Genomic DNA, 17,504 nt, shown 5'->3' with positions numbered 1-17,504 from the left:
CTCAGGACGTCGTCGGCGGACGCATCACCACCCGGCTGCCCGGCTGCAGGCGGAGCTGGCCTTCGGTGACGACCGTCTCGCCCGCGGCCAGGCCCTCGCGCACGACGATGATGTCCTGGTGCGTGACGCCGGTCTTGACGTAGCGTTGCTCGACCTCGCCCTGGTTGTCCTTGATGGTGCCCGCCTTGAGGACGAACACGAACTGACCCTTCTGGCTGTTCTGGATCGCCTGGGCGGGAACGACGGTCGCGCTCTTAAGGGTATCCATGGTCACGCGCACGTGGGCGAACTGGCCGGGCAACAGGCGTTCGTCCTCGTTGGCGACGGTGGCGCGCAACCCGATCGAGCCGGTTGCGGGGTCGACCGCGTTGTTGACGAAATCGACGTTGCCGGTCGCGGGCGGGCCGGGGTCCTCGGACGGGCGCGCCTCGATGGTCATGCCACCCTGGCTGGTGCGCCTACGGATTTCGGCCAGATGCTGTTCGGGCAACGTGAACGAGACGTAGACCGGGCGGGTTTCGTTGATCACCACTAAGGGCGCGGCGTCGGTGCCGCGCACCAGGTTGCCGACCGACACCAGAAGGCTGCCGGCGCGGCCGTCGATCGGCGACCGGATCGCGCTGTATTCGAGCTGGAGGCGTGCAAGTTCGATCGCTGCCTCGCCGGCGCGGATGGTGGCTTCGAGCGAGTTGGCCGCCGCCTGGGCTTCCTCGTGCCTTTGGACCGAGGCGACGCCGCGCTCGGAAAGCTGGCCGTAGCGGGTGAGATCGGCGCGCACCTTGGCGAGTTGGGCGCGGTCACGCGCGACGTTGGCCTCGGCCTGCTTGAGTTGCGCGGCGAACGGGCGCGGGTCGATGCGGATCAGCAGATCGCCCTTGGCGACTGTTTGGCCTTCGCGGAAGTGGGTTTCCAGGATGTGGCCGTCGACCCGCGACTTGACCGCGACCGAGGCGCGCGCCTGGACGGTGCCGATGGCGGTAAGGACCACCGGCACGTCGGCCGTCTCGGCCTTGGCGACCAGGACCGGCGCCGGCGGCGGGCCCTTGGACGCGTTCTTGGGGGCGCTTTCGGCGCGCGAGATGTAATAGAGTCCGCCGGTGATCGCGACGAGGGCGATGACCGCAACGACAGCCCGCGTCCTGAACTTGGACATGATTTTCAATACCGCGCCGGCGCGGCAGGTTGACGACGGGCGCTACCCTACCCCAAGCGGCCGGGCGGCAAAAGGGCGGTTAACCATGCCTCCTCTCGGCGTTTTTCGGTTGCGGGGAATCCGCGTTCCGGCATAGTCTTGATTCGTCATAAGAAATAATTTCGGGGGCGGGCAGCGGTGGCGTCGCGCGGACGACTTCGGACAACGGTCCGGTTAACCATAATGGCGTTGTTGTTTGCGTTGACCGCGAGCGCCGGCGCGCAGGCGTCCGTCTGCCTCCGGCCCGGCGACGAAGCCGCACTCAATTCCAAGGCGTTGCAGAGCGAGTTGATGGTATCGGCGCTGGCCTGCGAGGAAGCCGCCCGCTACAACACCTGGGTTCGTCGCTTCCAGGCCGAAATCGCGGCCAATGGCGTCGTCCTCAAACGAATCTTCCGCCAGGCCTACGGCACCGCCGGCGATACTCGGCTCGGCCAGTTTGTCACCGCGCTCGCCAATGAAGCGGCGACGCGCAGCGCGGTGGAAAAGACGGATTTTTGCGTCGGGACCGCCCGCGTGCTCGACCGGGTGCTGATCATGAGCGGGTCCGAATTCCTGGCGTTCGTCGCCGGACCCGAATTCGCCGGCCGGCATGAATTCGCCGAATGCGGCGCACGCGATTCGGCCGAACGCTGATTTCGCGCTCGTTCCTCTCCCGACTTTCTCTGTTCGACTTACTGGAAGACGATCTCGACGCGCCGGTTCTGCGGCTCGCGCACGCCGTCGGGCGTCGGCACCAGCGGTTCGGTCTCGCCCTTGGCAACGAGCGCGATGTCCTTGTCGGCGACGCCGAGCCGGACCAGTTCCGCCTTGACCGCGACCGCGCGGCGCATGGAAAGCCGCATGTTGTAGGCGTCGGGACCCGAGCGGTCGGCGTGGCCGGTGGCGCGGATGCGCGCGACGTTGCCCTTCTTGGCGTCGGCCGCGGCCTGGGCGATGGTCTGCTTCGCCTCGGCCGTCAGGTCGGCCTTGTCCCAATCGAAAAACACCAGATAGTTGCGTGGAGTCACCCGCGCGGCGGGCGCGGGTGCCGGCGCCGGCGGCGGCGGCGCGACCGGGGCGGCGGCCGGTTTTGGCTCTTCCTTGGGCGCAGGCTTCGGCGGGGCAAAATTGTAGCGGAGCCCGATCAGCACCGTGTGGTTGCCGTAATCGGCGTCCACCGACCTGCCGTCGGCGGTGATGTAGTCCAGATCCCTCGTCGCGAAATAGCGGTAGTCGGTGAAGAGAGTCGCGTTTTCGTTGAGGCGGTAGCCGACGCCGACGATGCCTTGGTAGGCAAAAGCGTTTTCGGAATCGTTGACGCTGGTGGTGCCGACTGCGCTGCCTTTGCCGTCGACCCGTGCCATGCCGATGCCACCGCCGATGTAGGGCGTGAACGGCGAATTGGTGTTGAAGTCGTAGAGGACGTTGAGCATGCCGCTCCAGGCTCTTGCGTGGCCGGTACCGTTGGTCACGCCGGTAATGGAATCGACGTCGTTGCGGCGATGGCCGATTTCGATTTCCGAACGCACGCCGTTGCCGTAGGCCCAGCCCGCGCTCAACGCGGCGGCAATGCCGGTGTCGAAGTCGGCGGTGTTGTTGATGGCGTTGCCGGTGATGTCGGAATCCCGGGTCCAGTTGGGGCCGACGCCGATGCCGACATAGGCGCCCTTGTCGGCGGCCTGGAGGGCAAACGGCAGAGCGGCGGCCAAGGCGGCACCGAGGCAGAGGGCGGCGGCGTTGCGGGATTTCCCAGGTACGCGCATGCGATGATCTCCTAAGCGTCGGCCAAACCGTCACGATAGCCGGCGGGTCTTAATATAAGACGAACGCGGGGTTAATTTCGACCCGTTTGTCGAGGCGGACCGGGGTGCGCGGCCCGGGTTGTGGGGCTCAGGTTGCGAGGGACGCGCGCGGCCATTAAGGTACGCGGCCTGCCGGCCCGAAATGCCTTTTCCGAAACGTCCATGTCGCTGATCGCCGCTTGGCCCCGCGTCGCGCTCGCCGCCGCGCTTACGGTACTCGCCATCGCCCCTCGGCCGGCAATGGCCGAGGCCGCGTCCGTCCGCATCGCCGAGCCCGCCGGCTTCGACTTCCTGCCAATCCGGGCCGCCGTGGTCGGCCGGATGATCGAACGACACGCCAAGAACGCGGGTCTCGGCGACGTCAAGGTCGTCGTCCGCCGCTTCGACTCGGGCATCGCCGTCAACCAGGCGATCTTCTCCGGGCACGCCGACGTCGGCGGCGCCGACTTGGTCGCCATGCTGGCGCTCTGGGACCGCACCCGGGGAACGCCGTTCGAGGCGCGCGCCATGCTCGCGCTCGCCGCCGTGCCGCTCGCGTTCGTGACCGTCGATCCCCGCGTCGGCGGGTTCAAGGATTACGACGGCCTCGCCGACCACCGCATCGCGGTGCCGGATGTGCTCGTCTCCCTTCCGGCCGTGCTGGTGCGGATGGGAGCGGAGCGGACGTTCGGCCCCGGCGGGGCGCGTCGGCTCGATCCATTGCTGACGGCGTTGACGCCGGCCGGGGCGGAAGCGGCGATCGCGGCCGGCGGCCGCCAGATCCGCACCCACGTCGCCTCTCTGCCTCATTCGTTTTGGGAAGTTTCCGCCGGACCCGGCCGCGTCGTCGTCCGTTCCCCGGACATCGTCGGCGGGCCGCACACGAGCGCCGTTCTGATGGCGGCGCGCGCGTGGAAGGAGCGCAACCCGAAACTTTTCCGCGCGGTCGCGGACGCGATGATCGAAGCGCAAGGGTGGATCGAAGGTGACTCCCCGCGCGCCGCGCGATTCTTCCGCGAGCAGACGAAATCGAAACGTGACATTTCGGAAATCGAGGCCATGTTCGCCGCCATGGGCGAGTCGATGTTTGGCCCCGTGCCGCGCAACACGCTGCCGATCGCGGCCTTTCTCGAACGCCTCGGCGCGATCAAAACCCGGGCTTCCTCGTGGCGGGACTATTTCTGGGAACCCGCCCACGCGTTCGACGGCGGCTGAACGGAAAAGGGGCGCCCTTTTTCCGGACGCCCCGTCTTCCCTCCGATCGCGAGGATCCGCTTACTGGACCTTCGGCTGCGGCGCCTGCGGGGTTTGCCAGCGATAGCCGAGGCCGGCGCCCCGACCCGGTCCGAAGCCGCCCCGGCCGTGCAAGCCTTGGCCGGTGGCCTTGTCGATCGTGAGGGTCTGAACCAGCGAGCCGTCGACGGTCACGATCTCGGCGGTGATGGTCTTGTCGTCCTTATCGGCCACCTTGCCGACTTTCAGCCGATCATTGCTGTGCCAGGCGAGCCGGCCTTCGAGGATCGACTTGACCTTCTCGACGGTCAGCGCGCGATCGACCGCCGCCTGTTCGCCGGCGAACGGGCAATCGGCGCGGGGACCCATCCCCATGCCCATGCCGGGGCCGCCCATGCCCATTCCAGGGCCCCGTCCGCCGCCATAAGGCTGCGCGGCGGCGATGCCGGTGGCAAGCGCGGTGGCGACAAGCGCCAGTGTGGCGATTTTGGTGAAGCGTGTCATGGTGTCCTCCTATTCCGGTGGGCCCGGGAACATTCCCGGTCCCGATGGCGGTATTAGAACCGGTCGGTGTAACGGGCCGATGTCGGCCGGAAGGCCGGGCGTAACGAAACGTAACGAGGCCGGCCTTCGTTGCGCTTCGTTGCAGTGGCCGTCGTGCGCGGCTGGCGGGCGGTTTCCGCCGGGGCTAGACTTTCGGCCATGGAAACCGTTTCGCCGCCGAACGCAACGCCTCACCTGCTCGTGGTGGACGACGACCGGGAAATCCGCGATCTGCTCGCGCGCTTTCTCGCCAAGAACGGCTTTCGCGTCACCGGCGCGCGCGACGGCGTCGAAATGTTCGCCGCGCTGGCCCAATGGCGGATCGACCTGATTATTCTCGACCTCATGCTGCCTGGCGACGACGGGCTGACGCTCTGCCGCAAGCTGCGCGCCGATTCCGAGGTGCCGGTGCTGATGCTGACCGCCAAGGGCGAAGAGGTCGACCGCATCGTCGGCCTCGAGGTCGGCGCCGACGACTATTTGCCCAAGCCTTTCAACCCGCGCGAATTGCTCGCGCGCGTGCGCGCCATTCTGCGCCGGGCGGGCGAAGGGCCCGCGCCCAACGCCAAGGGACCCGCCTACCGGTTCGCCGGGTTCGCGCTCGATCCGGCCGCTCGTCGCTTGGTCGGCGCGGACGGCAACGAGATAACCCTGACCGCGGGCGAATACGACCTGCTGCTGGCGTTGGTCGAGCGCGCCGGGCGTGTGCTCAGCCGCGACCAGATTCTCGATCTCACCCGCGGCCGCGCGGCCGGGCCGTTCGATCGCGGCGTCGACATCCAGATCAGCCGGCTGCGCCACAAGATCGAGCGGAACCCGGATGAGCCCGCCCTGATCAAGACGGTGCGCGGCGGCGGCTACGTGTTCGCCGCAACGGTCGAGCGGTAGGCGGGATTGCGAGCGAAACGCGCGGCCGCGCGGAGGCCTGGAGAAGACAATATGAGAAACTTTTTCGCCCGCTTTCTTCCCGGCAGCATCGTGGGGCGCACCGTGCTGGCCCTGGTGGTCGGGCTCACCTTGTCGCACGCGGTCGCGCTCTCGCTCTACAGCGGCAATCGGCTGGAGACGCTGCTCGCGCTCGGCGGAAGCGCCACCGCCGATCGCTTGGCGGCGGTGGCGGAAGCCGCGCGCATCGCGACCAGCCGCGACGAGCTGCGCGCCGCCCGTCTGCTGGGCGGGCCCGAGCTGCGCCTGGCGTGGTCGGCGAGACCCCTGGTCGCGGTCGAAAGCGACACGCGGCTCGCCCGCATCGTGCGCGAGCGGCTCGCGCGCGCGCTCGGGCCGGAAGCGACCGTGCGCGTCGCCGTCACCGGCGGCGCGGGTACGGAACGACCGTTCGCGCCCGGCGGCCCGGGCCGTCCGGATCAACGACCGGGCGCGGTCGCGCCCGATTTCGCGCCGGGCGAGGGTTTTGGGCCGGGCCGCATGGGCGCTCCGCGCGGCGGCGGCTGGTTCGGCTTTCGCATGCACGAGGCGATGCACGGCGCGCCCGACCGAGTCGCCGTATGGGCGTCGGTCGGTTTTTCCGACGCCAGGTTTCCGGATGGGCGCTGGCTCAACCTGACGGTACCGTTGGAGGCGGGCGAATCGCTCTGGGCGCCGCGCTTCGGATTCTCGTTCCTGGTGCTGGCGGCGCTCGCGCTTCTGCTGTCGGTGTGGGCGGTTCGGCGCGCGACCGGGCCGCTCAAGACGTTCGCCGCGGCCGCGCGCGACTTAGGCGCGGACGCGAGCGCGCCGCCGCTGCCCGAAAGCGGCCCGAGCGAGGTGCGCGACGCGGCGCGCGCCTTCAACGGCATGCGCGAGCGCATCCGCCGCTTCGTCGAGGACCGCACGCGCATGGTCGCCGCCATCAGCCACGATTTGCGCACGCCGATCACGCGGCTGCGCTTGCGCGCCGAACTGATGGAGGAAGGGCCGGCGCGGACCAAGATGCTCGCCGACCTGGACGAGATGGAGCGGATGGTGTCGGCGACGCTGGCGTTCGCGCGCGACGACGCGCAAACGAAAATGCGGGCGCCGGTCGATCTCGCGGGCTTGCTCCGCGGGCTGGTGGCCGATGGCGATGCGGGCGGCTTAGAGTCGGCCTATGCGGGTCCTTCCTCGCTGACCGTGACCGGCGACGAGCTTGCCTTGAAGCGCGCGTTCGCCAATCTGCTCGAAAACGCCTGGCGCTACGGCGGCGCGGCGCGGGTTGCGCTCCGGGCGGGCTCGGGCGCGGCCGAGGTTGTCGTCGACGACGACGGTCCCGGCATTCCCGAAGCGGAGCAGGACAACGTGTTCCGGCCGTTCTATCGCCTCGAAGGCTCGCGCTCGCGCGAAACCGGCGGGGTCGGCCTCGGGCTCGCGACCGCGCGCTCGGCGATTCTCGCCCACGGTGGCGCGATCGCGCTCGCCAACCGGCCCGAGGGGGGCTTGCGCGTCAGCGTGACTTTGCCGTTGGGGTGAAGGCGAACAGGAGAATGCCGGCCGCGACCGAAACGTTGAGGGATTGCACGCCGCCCCTGCCTTCAATCGAATTCACGCCCGGGATCGTCACCGCCTCGTCGCACAGCGCCAGCGTCGCGGCGTCGAGCCCGGTTTCCTCGTTGCCGAGGAGAAGCGCGATCGGCCGGTCGCGGGCAATCCGCTCCGGCGACACTCCGCGCCCCGGTAGGGGCGCAATATTTGGCGCGCGCGGGGATTCGCCCGCGCGCCCGGGGGCGGCGCCGAGTACCCGGTAGCCGGCCTTGAGGCGCGCAAGCGCGGCGGCGAGATCGGTCGCGCGGAAAACGTCGAGCGCCTCGAACCCGCCCTCGGCGACCCGAAGCGCGGCGTCCGAGAGCCCGGCTTGCGCCGGATGGTCGGTCAACACCAGACGCGGAAGGCCGAAGAACGCCGCCGTGCGCGCGATGGCGCCGAGATTGTGCGGGTTGCCGATCCCGTGCAGGATCGGCAGCAGCGGCACCGCGTCCGCGCGCCGCGCGGCTTCCTCCGGGTCGAACGGAGGAATCGGCTTCGGCCGGGCGACGGCGACGATGCCGCCGTGCATCGGCGTGCCGGCGATGCGGGCCAAGTCTTCGTCCGGCACCTCGCGGAAAATCTTGCGCGCCTTGGCCAGCACGCGGCAGTAGCCGGTCGCGGACTCCTTCGCCCCGCGCGCGAAGAACAGCCGCTCGACGCGCTCGGGCGCGTGCGCAAACAGCGCCCTGACCGCGTTCATGCCGGCGACACGCGCGAGATCGCGCCGATGGGCGAAGTCGTCCCTATCGGGCGCGCGCCGCGCATCGGATCGCTTGAAGCCCGAGCGTTTGAAACCCGATCGGTCGATACCCGGTTTTTTGAAGTCGGGCCGCCCGGTATTCGATCGCTTGGGCCCGAACCGCCGGTGCTTGTCGTCGCGTGCTTTCATGGGAGGGCCTGAACGGGTAGACCTAGCGCCGCGCGTTTTCGATCAGGTAGGCGGCGATCTCGGCATTGCCGATCTTGACCGCGAGATTTTCCTCGTTGGCGAGCGCGCGCTTGACGAGGACGTGGTTCTCGACGTTGGCGGGCTTGACCTTGAACACGCCGCCCTCGCCCTTGAGGCGGGGATAGAGAACCGGATCGACCGCCTTTTCCTTGGCGGCCAGGCGGGCGAGCGCTTCGGTCTCGGTCACACCGCCCGCGTCCGCGTCGCGCACCAGCGTCCAGTCGTCCTGGCCGGCGGCGCGCGAATCGTTGAGCGCCTTGATCGCGGCCTTGGCGTTTTCGGTGACGCCGACCTTGAACACGTGCTTGGTCAGGCCCACGTCCCCGGCCCATTCGCAAAGTCCCTTGCTGCGGGCGACGTAGATGACGGACATGCGGCGCGATCTCCTGACGGGGCGCGGCATACTGTATATAACGTCGGCTAAGATTCGCCCATCCCCGCCTCGCGCCGGAAGTCGATTTCATGGATATTCGCAGCCGCGTGCTCTACCGGGACCCGCTGATGCTGGTGCTCGACAAACCGGCCGGGATTCCGGTGCACGCCGGGCCCGGCGGCGCGCCGAGCCTGGAGGACGAGTTCGGGGCGCTCCGCTTCGGCCAGGCGCGCGATCCCGCGCTCGCGCATCGGCTCGACCGCGACACCTCGGGCTGCCTGGTGCTCGGGCGGCATCGCAAGGCGCTGCGCAAACTCGGGCGTCTGTTCGCGAGCGGAAGGATCGAAAAAGTCTATTGGGCCGTGACCCGCGGCCGTCCCGCGCGCGACGAGGGCCGAATCGAGGCGCCGTTACGCAAGCGGACCGAACGCGGAAAGGGCTGGCGGATGGAAATCGATCCGGGCGGAGCCGCCGCCGTCACCGATTGGCGCGTGCGCGCCGAGGCCGACGGCCTCGCCTGGCTCGAGCTTCGTCCGCGCACCGGACGCACCCATCAGGTCCGCGTCCACTGCGCGGCGCTCGGCTGCCCGGTGCTCGGCGATGCGCTCTACGGGCGCGAAACGGGGATCGTTCCGCCCCTGCATTTGCACGCGCGCGCGGTGGCGGTGCCGCTCTATGCGAATCGCGAGCCGATCGTCGTCGTGGCTCCGCCGCCCGATCACATGAGCGCAACGATGCGCGCGCGCGGTTGGAATACGGCCGGCGGGCTGCAATCGATCGTCGAAACTGTTACCATCGGCGGCGGGCAACCGCGGCCGCCGTCCCGAGGATGAACGTTCATGACCCGCGACAAGGACAACTTGGTGAGTTACGAACGGTTGCTGCTCGCGCGCGCGCGCCAAAACCGCAAGACGGCGGTCGAAGGACTTATCCGCATCGCCGCCGCGGGCAGCCGGGCGGCGGAGCATCTGCGAAACGCCGTCGAAGGATTGCGGCACGTGCAGCGCGAATGCGCCAAGGCGGGCGCGCGCTTCGAGGAATCCTCGCGCTTTCGCGCCGAATGCGAGGCCGCCGCGCAACTCGCCTCAGTCGAGGAGATGATCCGCCGCCGCGACGAACTGCTCGCGCAGTATCGGAACCGCCGCAAAAGACCGCGCCGCTAAGGCGTTACGCCACCTTTTCCATCCGCACCGCGGCGTTTTCCATCAGCATGGTGCGGTTGAGCAGCTTGACCAGCGCGTAGACCGCCTGGATCGCGGGCGCGGGCGTGCCGGTGATTTTCGCCATTTCGAGGATCGAGCCGATCAGCGCCTCGGTCTCCAGCGAGCGGCCCGCCTCCACGTCCTGGAGCATCGAGGTCTTGTGCGCGCCGACGGCTTCCGCGCCCTCGATCCGCTTTTCGATCGTATGGCGGAAGGTGACGCCGAGTTTCTCGGCGACGGCCTGCGCTTCGCGCATCATGTCGGCCGCGAGGGCGCGGGTTTCGGGAAAGCGGCAGATGTCGGCCAGCGTCGCGTGCGACAGCGCGCTGATTGGGTTGAAGGACAGGTTGCCCCACGCCTTGAGCCAGATTTCGGAGCGGATGTCGGTCAGCACGCGCGATTTGAGTCCGGCCGCGACCAGGACGTCGTGCAGGCGCTTGGCCCGCCCGGTTTCCTGGCCGTCGAGCTCGCCGATCGGGAAGCGATCGCCCTCGACGTGGTGGATCACACCGGGCTCGACCACGGCGGCGGCGGGATAGACGACGCAGCCGACGAGGCGCTTCGGATCGATCTTGCGCCCGAGCACGCCGGTGGGATCGAGGGATTCGAGCTTGTGGCCGTCGTGCGGGCCGCCCAGGCGCTGGAAGTACCACCACGGCAGCCCGTTCTGGATGGTCATCACCATCGTCTCCGGCCCGAGCACGGATTCGATGTCGCGCGCGGCCTGTTCGAGGAAATGCGCCTTGACCGCGAGGATGACGAGATCCTGCGGCCCGGCCTCGGCGAGCGATTCGACCGCGCGCACCCTGGCGACGAATTCCTTGCCGTTTTCCCAGACCAGCTTGAGGCCCTTGTCGCGGATGGCGGCGAGGTGGCGGCCCATGTCGACCACCGTCACCGGATTGCCGGCGAGCGCGAGCTTGGCCGCCATCAGGCCGCCGATCGCGCCCGCGCCGACGACGCAGATGCGCATCGGTGCGGGCGGGCCGCCGGCCAGGAACGCGCTCGGCACTTCCTGGTCGAACGGGTTGGAGAGCGTGCCGATGCCGTCGATGGAGACATCGACCACGTTGCGGGCTTCCTTCATCGCGCCGACGCCGACCGAGGTGCCGCAAGCGATCACGTCGCCCGGCAGCAGGGTCATGTCGCGCGAGAGCAGGCTGACCAGCTTGGCCGGCGGCAGAATCATGTCGGCGACCGGATAATTCTGCACTTCGCGGCCGTTGAGCACGGTGCGCACCGAGAGCTTCAAGGGATCGAGCCCGGTCGCGATCGCTGGGCCGAACACGCCGAAGGTGTCGAAACTTTTCGCCCGCGTCCATTGGGCGAACGCCGGGTTCTTGTTGAGGATGTCGGCGGCGGTCACGTCGTTGACGCAGGTGTAGCCGAAGATGGCCTTGGCCGCCTCGGCCTCGTCGGCGCCCGCGCACCGCTTGCCGATGACGATGCCGAGTTCGCCTTCGTAGACGATCTTGCCGGCATAGCCCTTGGGCCGCCGGATCGGCTCGCCGGCGGCGAGATAGCTGTTGGGCGCCTTGATGAAATAGAGCGGCTCGTCGGGTTTCGCCGCCTTCAGCTTTTCGGCCAGCGCGTGGAAATTGTTCCAGAGCGCGACCATCTTGCCCGGCACGCAGGGCGTGAGCAGCCTGACCGCCGCGCGCGGAAGCTTGGCGCCGGTCGGCGTCGCGCCGGCGAACATGTCGCCCGCGTGCACGGCGATGACGTCGCCGTCGATGGCGCCGAATCCGATCTCGCCGTTATGCGCGAATCGCACCCATTTGGTCATGCGCCGTCCTCCCGGATTGCAACGCGTCGCCCCCCGCGTTTTGCATACTATCGATTCGCACGGGTGGGTCACAAGTTGCGCGGCGGAAGGGCAGGACCCAGGCGTTGGATTAGCGTTCGGTGAAGTAGAAAGTCTTCGCTCGAATGAGGCGGATCAGTTCATCCGGCGGATTCGGGCCTCGAACCATCGGACCAGATCCCCGAAACCGAATTTCAGGGCGCGGTCGTGGGCGCTGAGCGCGTCGGCGAGAGTGATGCGATAGTGCCGCTTACCGCCCGGCAAGACGCTTCAGGGTCGTCCGGTATTTCTCGACGGTTTCGTCCATGACGGACGCCGTGGAGGACGAGGTGATGTGAACCTTGCCGTCCACGCTCTATATTAATTAAAACGCGGGCCCATGATAGTCAGGCCATGCAATATGCGATGGCCTAGACGGAAAGTATCCAACGCCCCGTTGGGATCACCTCGGCTATAGACCACCGGCGCCGGTGGCCCATGGCCCGATCCCGACGCCACCCGATCGACACCAAATCATGCGGTAGACTAACAATCGACCCGGTATAAAATCGATCAGGAGAGTTGGACGAGAGGCTCACGATCGACCCGGCGGCCGAAAGGGCGCGTTCCGTCGCGGTGCGCCCGCGCCGCGAAGCAAGGGAGGTGCCTTCCGCCGTGCCTAACGTAGGGGATGTCCCGTCATGAGATTCCGTTTCCAACGAGGCCGCCCCGACGACCTGGAAACCCTGCATCCGGGATATTTCGCGCTGGTCATGGCCACCGGCATCGTTTCCATTGCCGTGGACTTGCACGGCGTGCCGGTGGTGCCCGCGATCTTGTTTTGGCTCAACGCTTTATTTTTCATCCTTCTGGCGGCGGCGACCTGCCTGCGCATCATCCGCTACCCAAGGGCATTCATGGCCGATATCCGCAGCCACAGCCGCGGCGTCGGATTCTTCACGGCGGTGGCGGCGTCCGGCGTGTTCGGTAGCCAACTCGTATTGCAAATGGACGCCGGCGGTCTGGCCACCGTCTTCTGGATCATCGCCGGCGCGCTTTGGTTGCTGGTCATGTACATGTTGCTCGCGATCCTGATCGTGAAGGTCGACAAGCCCAGTCTGGAGGACGGTTTGAACGGGGCTTGGCTTGTCAGCGTCGTCGCCACCCAATCGGTATCCGCGCTGACCGTCCTGGTGCTGTCCTCGGGGAATTTCGGCGAATTTCGGCAACTTCTGATGTTCGTCGCGCTGGCCCTCTGGCTCGGTGGGGGCGCGCTCTATTTGTGGCTGATGACTCTGATCTTCCTCCGCTACACGTTCCTGCGGATGTTGCCGGAGGACCTCACGCCGCCCTACTGGATCAATATGGGCGCCGTGGCCATCTCGACGCTTGCCGGTGCCACCTTGCTCGAGCACGAGGCCTTGTCTTCGATCGTCGGCGGCTTGGCGCCCTTCATCAAGGGATTGACCCTGTTCTTCTGGGCCATTGGGATCTGGTGGATTCCCATGCTGTTCGTCTTGGATGTGTGGCGCTACCTCATTCGCGGCGTCCCGTTCGCCTATGACCCGCTGTATTGGGGAGGAGTCTTCCCGCTCGGCATGTTCTCGGTGTGCACCTACCACTTGGCGAAGGTTCTCGACGCTCCATTCTTAATGCCGCTGTCGTTCGCGTTCATGATCATCGCCGCCGTCGCCTGGGGGGGCAACCTTCATCGGGTTGGTCGACAGCCGTCTCAACGCGACAAAGGCGGCGTCCTCCGCAGGTCACGACCGACACAAGACGCGCACCCTCTGAGTGGGCCTATTTAGGAGAAGGTCACTCCCCCGCAAGGGGGGGGAGGTTTTTGTAGAGCCCCCTCCCCTCGCGGGAGGGGGTAGGGGAAGGGGGTGTTTCAATTAATCGGGATACGCTCTAGGATTCGGTGAAGTAGAACGTCTCCGTTCAAATCCTCGAACCGCCGCGCCGGACATGCCGCCCGAATCAGGGCGGGGTCGATGTGCCCGGCGCGGGCCTCGGCTTCGCTCACGCGATTATTCGTCCGGCGTTCCGGGAAAGCGCGCCGCCACATCCATCGCGCCGTGCAGCACGCGGACGATGGTAAGCCGGCCTTTCGCGGCGGCGAAGAAAATCACGTAGTCGCCGTGGGCGCACGAGCGCAGACCCTCGCCCAGTTCCCGGCGGGCGCGATAGGCCCTGGGCGCCTTGGCGATCGTCGCGCACCGGGCGCGAAGTTCGGCGATGAAGCTCAGCGCCCGGGACGGGTTATCCTTGGCGATATAGTCGCCGATCGCTTCCAAGTCTCGCTCGGCGAGCGGGGACAGCGTAACGCGCATTATGCGGCGCGTTTGCCGGCGAGCTTGCGATACTTCGTTTCCAATCGGTCGAACACGGCTTCGGCCGGCCGCCCCGGGCCGCTCGCTAGGCCGGCCGCGATCGCCGCGCGCATTTCCTCGTGCCGCATCTTGGCGAGGGCGTGCTGATCCTCGAGCAGGCGCAGCCCGGCGCGCACCACCTCGCTGGCGTTGTTGTAGCGCCCCGATTTCACCTGTTCCTGGATGAAGTTTTCGAAATGGCGGCTGAGGGCGACGCTGGTGGGCATGGCCGGTCTCCTAACAGTTAATAATTGTTATTAAGCCGGGACCGGGACGGCGCGTCAAGGCGGGCCGGAGCGCGGGCGCGGGGACCGAGCGCGGGCGGGCCACAAGCCGCCCGGCGGAAGGGCGTCGGCATACGTCGAAACGTTTCGTTTTCCAAGCCGGCGCGCTCGGGTGGTTTGGGGTGCGGCTTACGAGCCGATATGCAAGCCCGGCTCCATCCGGTCGTGCAGGATGCGCACAATCTCGACAACACCGGGTCCGGCTACGCGGTAGAAGATCACGTGTGCCGGCTCGCCGACCGGGGCTTCGCGGCTCTCGTTGCGGCTATGGCGGATATGCAGACTGCGCAGTCCGGCGAGGAGTTCGCTTCGGTCCGATGTCGATCTCCCTTGCGGATCGGCCGCGATCCGGCGCATCGCCGCCGCCAGCAAGCCGCGATAGCGGGTGCGTGCATCTCCGCCGTGCCGCGTCTCGCTCACGCGCAGGATGGAGGAGATATCCGCCTTCGCCGGACCGGAAAGCCGATAGCGCGCCATCGATGGCCGCGCTCAATTGGAGGCCAGCTTGTCGAGGGCCGCGTCGAGATCGGCGTCGTCCACTTCGGTGAAGTCGCCGCGATCCAGGGCCTCGGCGCCCGCCTTGATCCGTTTGCGCAGCGCCGCGAGTTTCAGTTCGTCCTCTTTCCAGCGCTGCTGCAATCCGCGCACGGCATCGCGCACGGCTTCGCTGGCGTTCTGGTATTTGCCGGCCTTGACCATCTTCTCGACGAAAGCATCCTGGTCGTCGGTCAGATTGACGTTTCTGGTGGGCATGGGAAATCTCCCTTCGATCCGGCCAGCATAGCGTAGTTGGCAAAGATTGCCAGTAGGTGCTTTGCCCACGCCAGCCGGATAACGGGTGCGACATGCGGGGGACCGAGCGCGGGCGGGCCACGAATTGCCCGGCGAAAGGGCCAAGGCCTGAGCGCTGGATTGGCGTTCGGTGAAATAGGGACGGTTTTAGCGGGTCGGTTTTCTGCGCTTGGCGCGGCGGGGTTTTCGCCGTGCTCGACCTGTCGACCGCTCGTTGACAATATTCCTATTTCAGGGTATAGTTTCCAACAAAGTGATCCCGCGTTCTTGGACAAGTGAATAAGACCGAAGCATTCGGCGCGCCGCTGAAAACGGCCGATGGCTGGCGGCCAAATGCCCCCGTTCGCCCTCGGCCGGTGTCGAAAATGCCTACAGATGCCTACAGAAAAAAGGCTGTTTTGAGCAATATCAAGGCCTTAGGCCCGTTTTGCCTCGTTTTACCTTGCGCCAACCCCGCGCAAGGTCGATGCCAGCGTGCTCCCGCCCGCGCCGGCCTTCGCCGCTCACCCCGCCTCGGCCATCTTGAGATAGAGCTGGCGCAGTTCCCTGGTCAGCGGGCCGGGCGTGCCGTCGCCGACCGGCTCGCCGTCGATCTTGACCACCGGCGTCACCAGCGACGACGCGCTGGTCAGGAACGCCTCGGCCGCCCGAAGGGCCTCGGGCACGGTGAACGGGCGCTCGTCGAGGCGGAGCGCGTGCCGCTCGACCAGCTTCAGCACCGCCGCGCGGGTGATTCCCGGCAGCACCGCGGTCGACAGCGGCCGGGTCACGATCCGGCGGTCCTTGGTGACGATGAAGGAGGTCGAGGACGCGCCCTCGGTCACGTGATCGTCCTCGATCATCCACGCTTCGGCCACTCCGGCGTGGCGCGCGGCCATCTTGGCCAGCACCTGGGCGAGCAGCGAGACCGATTTGATGTCGCGCCGCTTCCAGCGCAGCTCCGGCACCGTGATCACGGCGACGCCGGTACGCGCGGCCGGCGGATCGCGCAGTTCCTTGGGTTGGGTGAACATGACCACGGTCGGGGTCAGGTCGTCGGGGCAGACGAAATCGCGCTCGAACACGCCGCGCGTGACCTCGATGTAGACCAGGCCGTCGGCGAGCGCATTCCGCCGGACCAGTTCGGTCTGCAGCCGGGTCCATTCCGCGTCGCTGTAGGGGTTGGCGATGGCGATTTCCTTCAACGAACGTTCGAGCCGCGCGAGGTGCGGGATGTTGTCGAGCAACCGGCCGCCGAGCACGGCGGTGACCTCGTAGATGCCGTCGCCGAACAAAAAGCCGCGATCCATGATCGGGATTTTGGCCTGCTCGTAGGGGACGAATTCGCCGTTGAGGAATACGATGCGGGTCATGGACGCTTTCAGGACGCGAGGACGCGCGCGGCCTCGTGGTATTCGAGCTTGAGGGCCTCGGCGACCGCGGGATGAGTAACGCGGCCGCGATGGACGTTGAGGCCGGCGAGCAGATGGCGGTTCTCGGCGAGCGCGCCGAGGCCCTTGTCGGCCAGCGCCAGCACGAACGGCAGCGTCGCGTTGTTGAGGGCGAAGGCCGACGTGCGCGGCACCGCGCCCGGCATGTTGGCGACCGCGTAGTGGACGACGCCGTCGACCACGTAGGTCGGATTCTCGTGGGTGGTGGCGCGACTTGTCTCGAAACATCCCCCTTGGTCGATGGAGATGTCGACCAGCACCGCGCCCTTGCGCATGCGCTTGACCATCGCGGCCGTGACCAGGCGCGGCGCGGCGGCGCCGGGGATCAGGACCGCGCCGATCACCACGTCGGCGTCGAGCACATGGCGCTCGATGGCGTCGCGGGTCGCGAACGCGGTCGCCAGCTTGGAGCCGAATTGGAGATCGAGCTCGTAAAGGCGCCGGAGCGACTTGTCGACGACCACGACCTGGGCGCCGAGGCCCATGGCCATGCGGGCGGCGTTGGTGCCGGAAATGCCGCCGCCCAGGATGACGACCTTGGCCGGCGGCACGCCGGGCACGCCGCCAAGCAGCACGCCGAGCCCGCCCTGGCGCTTTTCCAGGCAGTGCGCGGCGACCTGGATCGACATGCGGCCGGCGACCTCGCTCATCGGCGCGAGCAGCGGCAGGCCGCCGCGCTCGTCGGTGACGGTTTCATACGCGATCGCCGTGCAGCCCGACGCGATCAGGCCCTTCGCCTGCGCCGGATCGGGGGCGAGGTGGAGGTAGGTGAACAGGATGTGTTTGGCCGTCAGCCGCCCGATCTCGACCGCCTGCGGCTCCTTGACCTTGACGATCAGGTCAGATTGGCCGAACACCTCGTCGGCGTTGGCCGCGATACGCGCGCCCGCCTGGACGTAATCGTCGTCGGCGAAACCGATGCCGGTTCCGGCGCCAGTTTCGACCAGTACGGCATGACCGTGGTGGACCAGTTCGCGCACGCTGCCCGGCACGAGGCCGACCCGGTTCTCGTCCGTCTTGATTTCCTTGGGGATTCCGACGCGCATCCGTCGCTTCCGAGCTTGGATATGGTTAGAATGTACGCGTCCG

The 17,504-nt window shown here is 67.6% G+C and carries 19 protein-coding genes and 1 pseudogene; 7 read left to right on the top strand and 13 right to left on the bottom strand.

Translation table 11 applies throughout. From position 1 onward, the window contains the following. Position 1: 1 nt before the first annotated feature. Positions 2–1,153 carry an efflux RND transporter periplasmic adaptor subunit gene (locus FJ311_01745; protein MBM3950160.1) on the bottom strand — a complete coding sequence of 384 codons (1,152 nt, stop codon included), beginning with the start codon at positions 1,151–1,153 and terminating at the stop codon, positions 2–4. Between the two features lie 222 nt (positions 1,154–1,375). Between FJ311_01745 and FJ311_01740 the strand changes: the two genes are divergently transcribed. Next, a complete protein-coding gene (locus FJ311_01740) occupies positions 1,376–1,828 on the top strand; it encodes a hypothetical protein (GenBank protein ID MBM3950159.1) in 453 nt (150 codons plus the stop codon). 38 nt (positions 1,829–1,866) lie between these two features. Here FJ311_01740 and FJ311_01735 read toward each other — a convergent pair whose 3' ends face one another. After that, the gene (locus FJ311_01735; GenBank protein ID MBM3950158.1) at positions 1,867–2,937 is read right to left on the bottom strand and encodes an OmpA family protein; all 1,071 of its coding nucleotides are present in this window, start codon (positions 2,935–2,937) and stop codon (positions 1,867–1,869) included. Positions 2,938–3,138: 201 nt separating this feature from the next. On the opposite strand from FJ311_01735, the gene FJ311_01730 reads away from it, so the two are divergent. Beyond that, entirely contained in the window at positions 3,139–4,170 is a 1,032-nt protein-coding gene (locus tag FJ311_01730; GenBank protein ID MBM3950157.1) for an ABC transporter substrate-binding protein, read from the top strand. 60 nt (positions 4,171–4,230) lie between these two features. Here FJ311_01730 and FJ311_01725 read toward each other — a convergent pair whose 3' ends face one another. Then, complete coding sequence (locus tag FJ311_01725) at positions 4,231–4,692, bottom strand: hypothetical protein (GenBank protein MBM3950156.1); 462 nt, start codon at positions 4,690–4,692, stop codon at positions 4,231–4,233. Between the two features lie 198 nt (positions 4,693–4,890). On the opposite strand from FJ311_01725, the gene FJ311_01720 reads away from it, so the two are divergent. Then, entirely contained in the window at positions 4,891–5,619 is a 729-nt protein-coding gene (locus FJ311_01720; GenBank protein MBM3950155.1) for a response regulator, read from the top strand. Between the two features lie 537 nt (positions 5,620–6,156). Then, positions 6,157–7,176, top strand: coding sequence for a HAMP domain-containing protein (locus tag FJ311_01715; GenBank protein ID MBM3950154.1), 1,020 nt, complete (start codon positions 6,157–6,159; stop codon positions 7,174–7,176). Here the strand turns inward: FJ311_01715 and FJ311_01710 are convergent. Together FJ311_01710 and FJ311_01705 are read right to left on the bottom strand one after the other, a co-directional pair. After that, positions 7,151–7,930 (bottom strand): RNA methyltransferase, encoded by a 780-nt coding sequence (locus FJ311_01710; protein MBM3950153.1) that lies wholly within the window; start codon positions 7,928–7,930, stop codon positions 7,151–7,153. The genes FJ311_01715 and FJ311_01710 overlap by 26 nt on opposite strands. Positions 7,931–8,141: 211 nt before the next feature. Continuing rightward, positions 8,142–8,552, bottom strand: a complete 411-nt coding sequence (locus FJ311_01705) for a hypothetical protein (GenBank protein MBM3950152.1) — start codon at positions 8,550–8,552, stop codon at positions 8,142–8,144. An 89-nt stretch (positions 8,553–8,641) separates the two neighbouring features. On the opposite strand from FJ311_01705, the gene FJ311_01700 reads away from it, so the two are divergent. Together FJ311_01700 and FJ311_01695 are read left to right on the top strand one after the other, a co-directional pair. Beyond that, on the top strand, positions 8,642–9,385 hold the full coding sequence (locus FJ311_01700) for an RNA pseudouridine synthase (protein MBM3950151.1): 744 nt from the start codon (positions 8,642–8,644) through the stop codon (positions 9,383–9,385). 6 nt (positions 9,386–9,391) lie between these two features. Continuing rightward, complete coding sequence (locus FJ311_01695; protein MBM3950150.1) at positions 9,392–9,715, top strand: hypothetical protein; 324 nt, start codon at positions 9,392–9,394, stop codon at positions 9,713–9,715. Positions 9,716–9,719: 4 nt separating this feature from the next. On the opposite strand, the gene FJ311_01690 is transcribed toward FJ311_01695, so the two are convergent. After that, a complete protein-coding gene (locus FJ311_01690) occupies positions 9,720–10,727 on the bottom strand; it encodes a 2-dehydropantoate 2-reductase (GenBank protein ID MBM3950149.1) in 1,008 nt (335 codons plus the stop codon). 30 nt (positions 10,728–10,757) lie between these two features. Further along, positions 10,758–11,540, bottom strand: a pseudogene (locus tag FJ311_01685) (DUF2437 domain-containing protein). Between the two features lie 698 nt (positions 11,541–12,238). On the opposite strand from FJ311_01685, the gene FJ311_01680 reads away from it, so the two are divergent. Next, positions 12,239–13,345 carry a C4-dicarboxylate ABC transporter gene (locus tag FJ311_01680; GenBank protein ID MBM3950148.1) on the top strand — a complete coding sequence of 369 codons (1,107 nt, stop codon included), beginning with the start codon at positions 12,239–12,241 and terminating at the stop codon, positions 13,343–13,345. 222 nt (positions 13,346–13,567) lie between these two features. Here the strand turns inward: FJ311_01680 and FJ311_01675 are convergent, their stop codons facing one another. The 6 genes from FJ311_01675 to ald all read right to left on the bottom strand — a co-directional run bounded on the left by FJ311_01675 (position 13,568) and on the right by ald (position 17,461). Next, positions 13,568–13,870: a type II toxin-antitoxin system RelE/ParE family toxin gene (locus FJ311_01675; protein MBM3950147.1), complete on the bottom strand. Its 303-nt coding sequence runs from the start codon at positions 13,868–13,870 to the stop codon at positions 13,568–13,570. Continuing rightward, the gene (locus FJ311_01670; GenBank protein MBM3950146.1) at positions 13,870–14,136 is read right to left on the bottom strand and encodes a type II toxin-antitoxin system ParD family antitoxin; all 267 of its coding nucleotides are present in this window, start codon (positions 14,134–14,136) and stop codon (positions 13,870–13,872) included. Before FJ311_01670 ends, FJ311_01675 begins: the two co-directional genes overlap by 1 nt. 186 nt (positions 14,137–14,322) lie before the next feature. Next, the gene (locus FJ311_01665) at positions 14,323–14,670 is read right to left on the bottom strand and encodes a type II toxin-antitoxin system RelE/ParE family toxin (GenBank protein ID MBM3950145.1); all 348 of its coding nucleotides are present in this window, start codon (positions 14,668–14,670) and stop codon (positions 14,323–14,325) included. A 12-nt stretch (positions 14,671–14,682) separates the two neighbouring features. After that, entirely contained in the window at positions 14,683–14,946 is a 264-nt protein-coding gene (locus FJ311_01660) for a type II toxin-antitoxin system ParD family antitoxin (GenBank protein ID MBM3950144.1), read from the bottom strand. Between the two features lie 542 nt (positions 14,947–15,488). Continuing rightward, positions 15,489–16,337 carry a D-amino-acid transaminase gene (locus FJ311_01655; GenBank protein MBM3950143.1) on the bottom strand — a complete coding sequence of 283 codons (849 nt, stop codon included), beginning with the start codon at positions 16,335–16,337 and terminating at the stop codon, positions 15,489–15,491. A gap of 8 nt (positions 16,338–16,345) precedes the next feature. Continuing rightward, the gene (gene ald / locus FJ311_01650) at positions 16,346–17,461 is read right to left on the bottom strand and encodes an alanine dehydrogenase (protein MBM3950142.1); all 1,116 of its coding nucleotides are present in this window, start codon (positions 17,459–17,461) and stop codon (positions 16,346–16,348) included. Positions 17,462–17,504: the final 43 nt, after the last annotated feature.

The sequence above is a fragment of the Rhodospirillales bacterium genome, from assembly GCA_016872535.1.
In the GTDB taxonomy this organism is placed as follows: Bacteria; Pseudomonadota; Alphaproteobacteria; order Rhodospirillales; family 2-12-FULL-67-15; genus 2-12-FULL-67-15.
The sequence above is the reverse complement of the archived record's forward strand: the minus strand, read 5'-3'. Positions and strand labels throughout refer to the sequence as shown.

Excerpts from the sequence above, each read along its gene's own strand:
- FJ311_01690 (MBM3950149.1), bottom strand. The coding sequence starts at position 10,727 with ATGCGCATCTGCGTCGTCGGCGCGGGCGCGATCGGCGGCCTGATGGCG.
- FJ311_01695 (MBM3950150.1), top strand. The coding sequence starts at position 9,392 with ATGACCCGCGACAAGGACAACTTGGTGAGTTACGAACGGTTGCTGCTC.
- FJ311_01730 (MBM3950157.1), top strand. The coding sequence starts at position 3,139 with ATGTCGCTGATCGCCGCTTGGCCCCGCGTCGCGCTCGCCGCCGCGCTT.
- FJ311_01710 (MBM3950153.1), bottom strand. The coding sequence starts at position 7,930 with ATGAACGCGGTCAGGGCGCTGTTTGCGCACGCGCCCGAGCGCGTCGAG.
- FJ311_01725 (MBM3950156.1), bottom strand. The coding sequence starts at position 4,692 with ATGACACGCTTCACCAAAATCGCCACACTGGCGCTTGTCGCCACCGCG.
- FJ311_01665 (MBM3950145.1), bottom strand. The coding sequence starts at position 14,670 with ATGGCGCGCTATCGGCTTTCCGGTCCGGCGAAGGCGGATATCTCCTCC.
- FJ311_01680 (MBM3950148.1), top strand. The coding sequence starts at position 12,239 with ATGAGATTCCGTTTCCAACGAGGCCGCCCCGACGACCTGGAAACCCTG.
- FJ311_01720 (MBM3950155.1), top strand. The coding sequence starts at position 4,891 with ATGGAAACCGTTTCGCCGCCGAACGCAACGCCTCACCTGCTCGTGGTG.
- FJ311_01700 (MBM3950151.1), top strand. The coding sequence starts at position 8,642 with ATGGATATTCGCAGCCGCGTGCTCTACCGGGACCCGCTGATGCTGGTG.
- FJ311_01735 (MBM3950158.1), bottom strand. The coding sequence starts at position 2,937 with ATGCGCGTACCTGGGAAATCCCGCAACGCCGCCGCCCTCTGCCTCGGT.
- FJ311_01745 (MBM3950160.1), bottom strand. The coding sequence starts at position 1,153 with ATGTCCAAGTTCAGGACGCGGGCTGTCGTTGCGGTCATCGCCCTCGTC.
- FJ311_01670 (MBM3950146.1), bottom strand. The coding sequence starts at position 14,136 with ATGCCCACCAGCGTCGCCCTCAGCCGCCATTTCGAAAACTTCATCCAG.
- FJ311_01675 (MBM3950147.1), bottom strand. The coding sequence starts at position 13,870 with ATGCGCGTTACGCTGTCCCCGCTCGCCGAGCGAGACTTGGAAGCGATC.
- FJ311_01740 (MBM3950159.1), top strand. The coding sequence starts at position 1,376 with ATGGCGTTGTTGTTTGCGTTGACCGCGAGCGCCGGCGCGCAGGCGTCC.
- ald (MBM3950142.1), bottom strand. The coding sequence starts at position 17,461 with ATGCGCGTCGGAATCCCCAAGGAAATCAAGACGGACGAGAACCGGGTC.
- FJ311_01655 (MBM3950143.1), bottom strand. The coding sequence starts at position 16,337 with ATGACCCGCATCGTATTCCTCAACGGCGAATTCGTCCCCTACGAGCAG.
- FJ311_01715 (MBM3950154.1), top strand. The coding sequence starts at position 6,157 with ATGGGCGCTCCGCGCGGCGGCGGCTGGTTCGGCTTTCGCATGCACGAG.
- FJ311_01705 (MBM3950152.1), bottom strand. The coding sequence starts at position 8,552 with ATGTCCGTCATCTACGTCGCCCGCAGCAAGGGACTTTGCGAATGGGCC.
- FJ311_01660 (MBM3950144.1), bottom strand. The coding sequence starts at position 14,946 with ATGCCCACCAGAAACGTCAATCTGACCGACGACCAGGATGCTTTCGTC.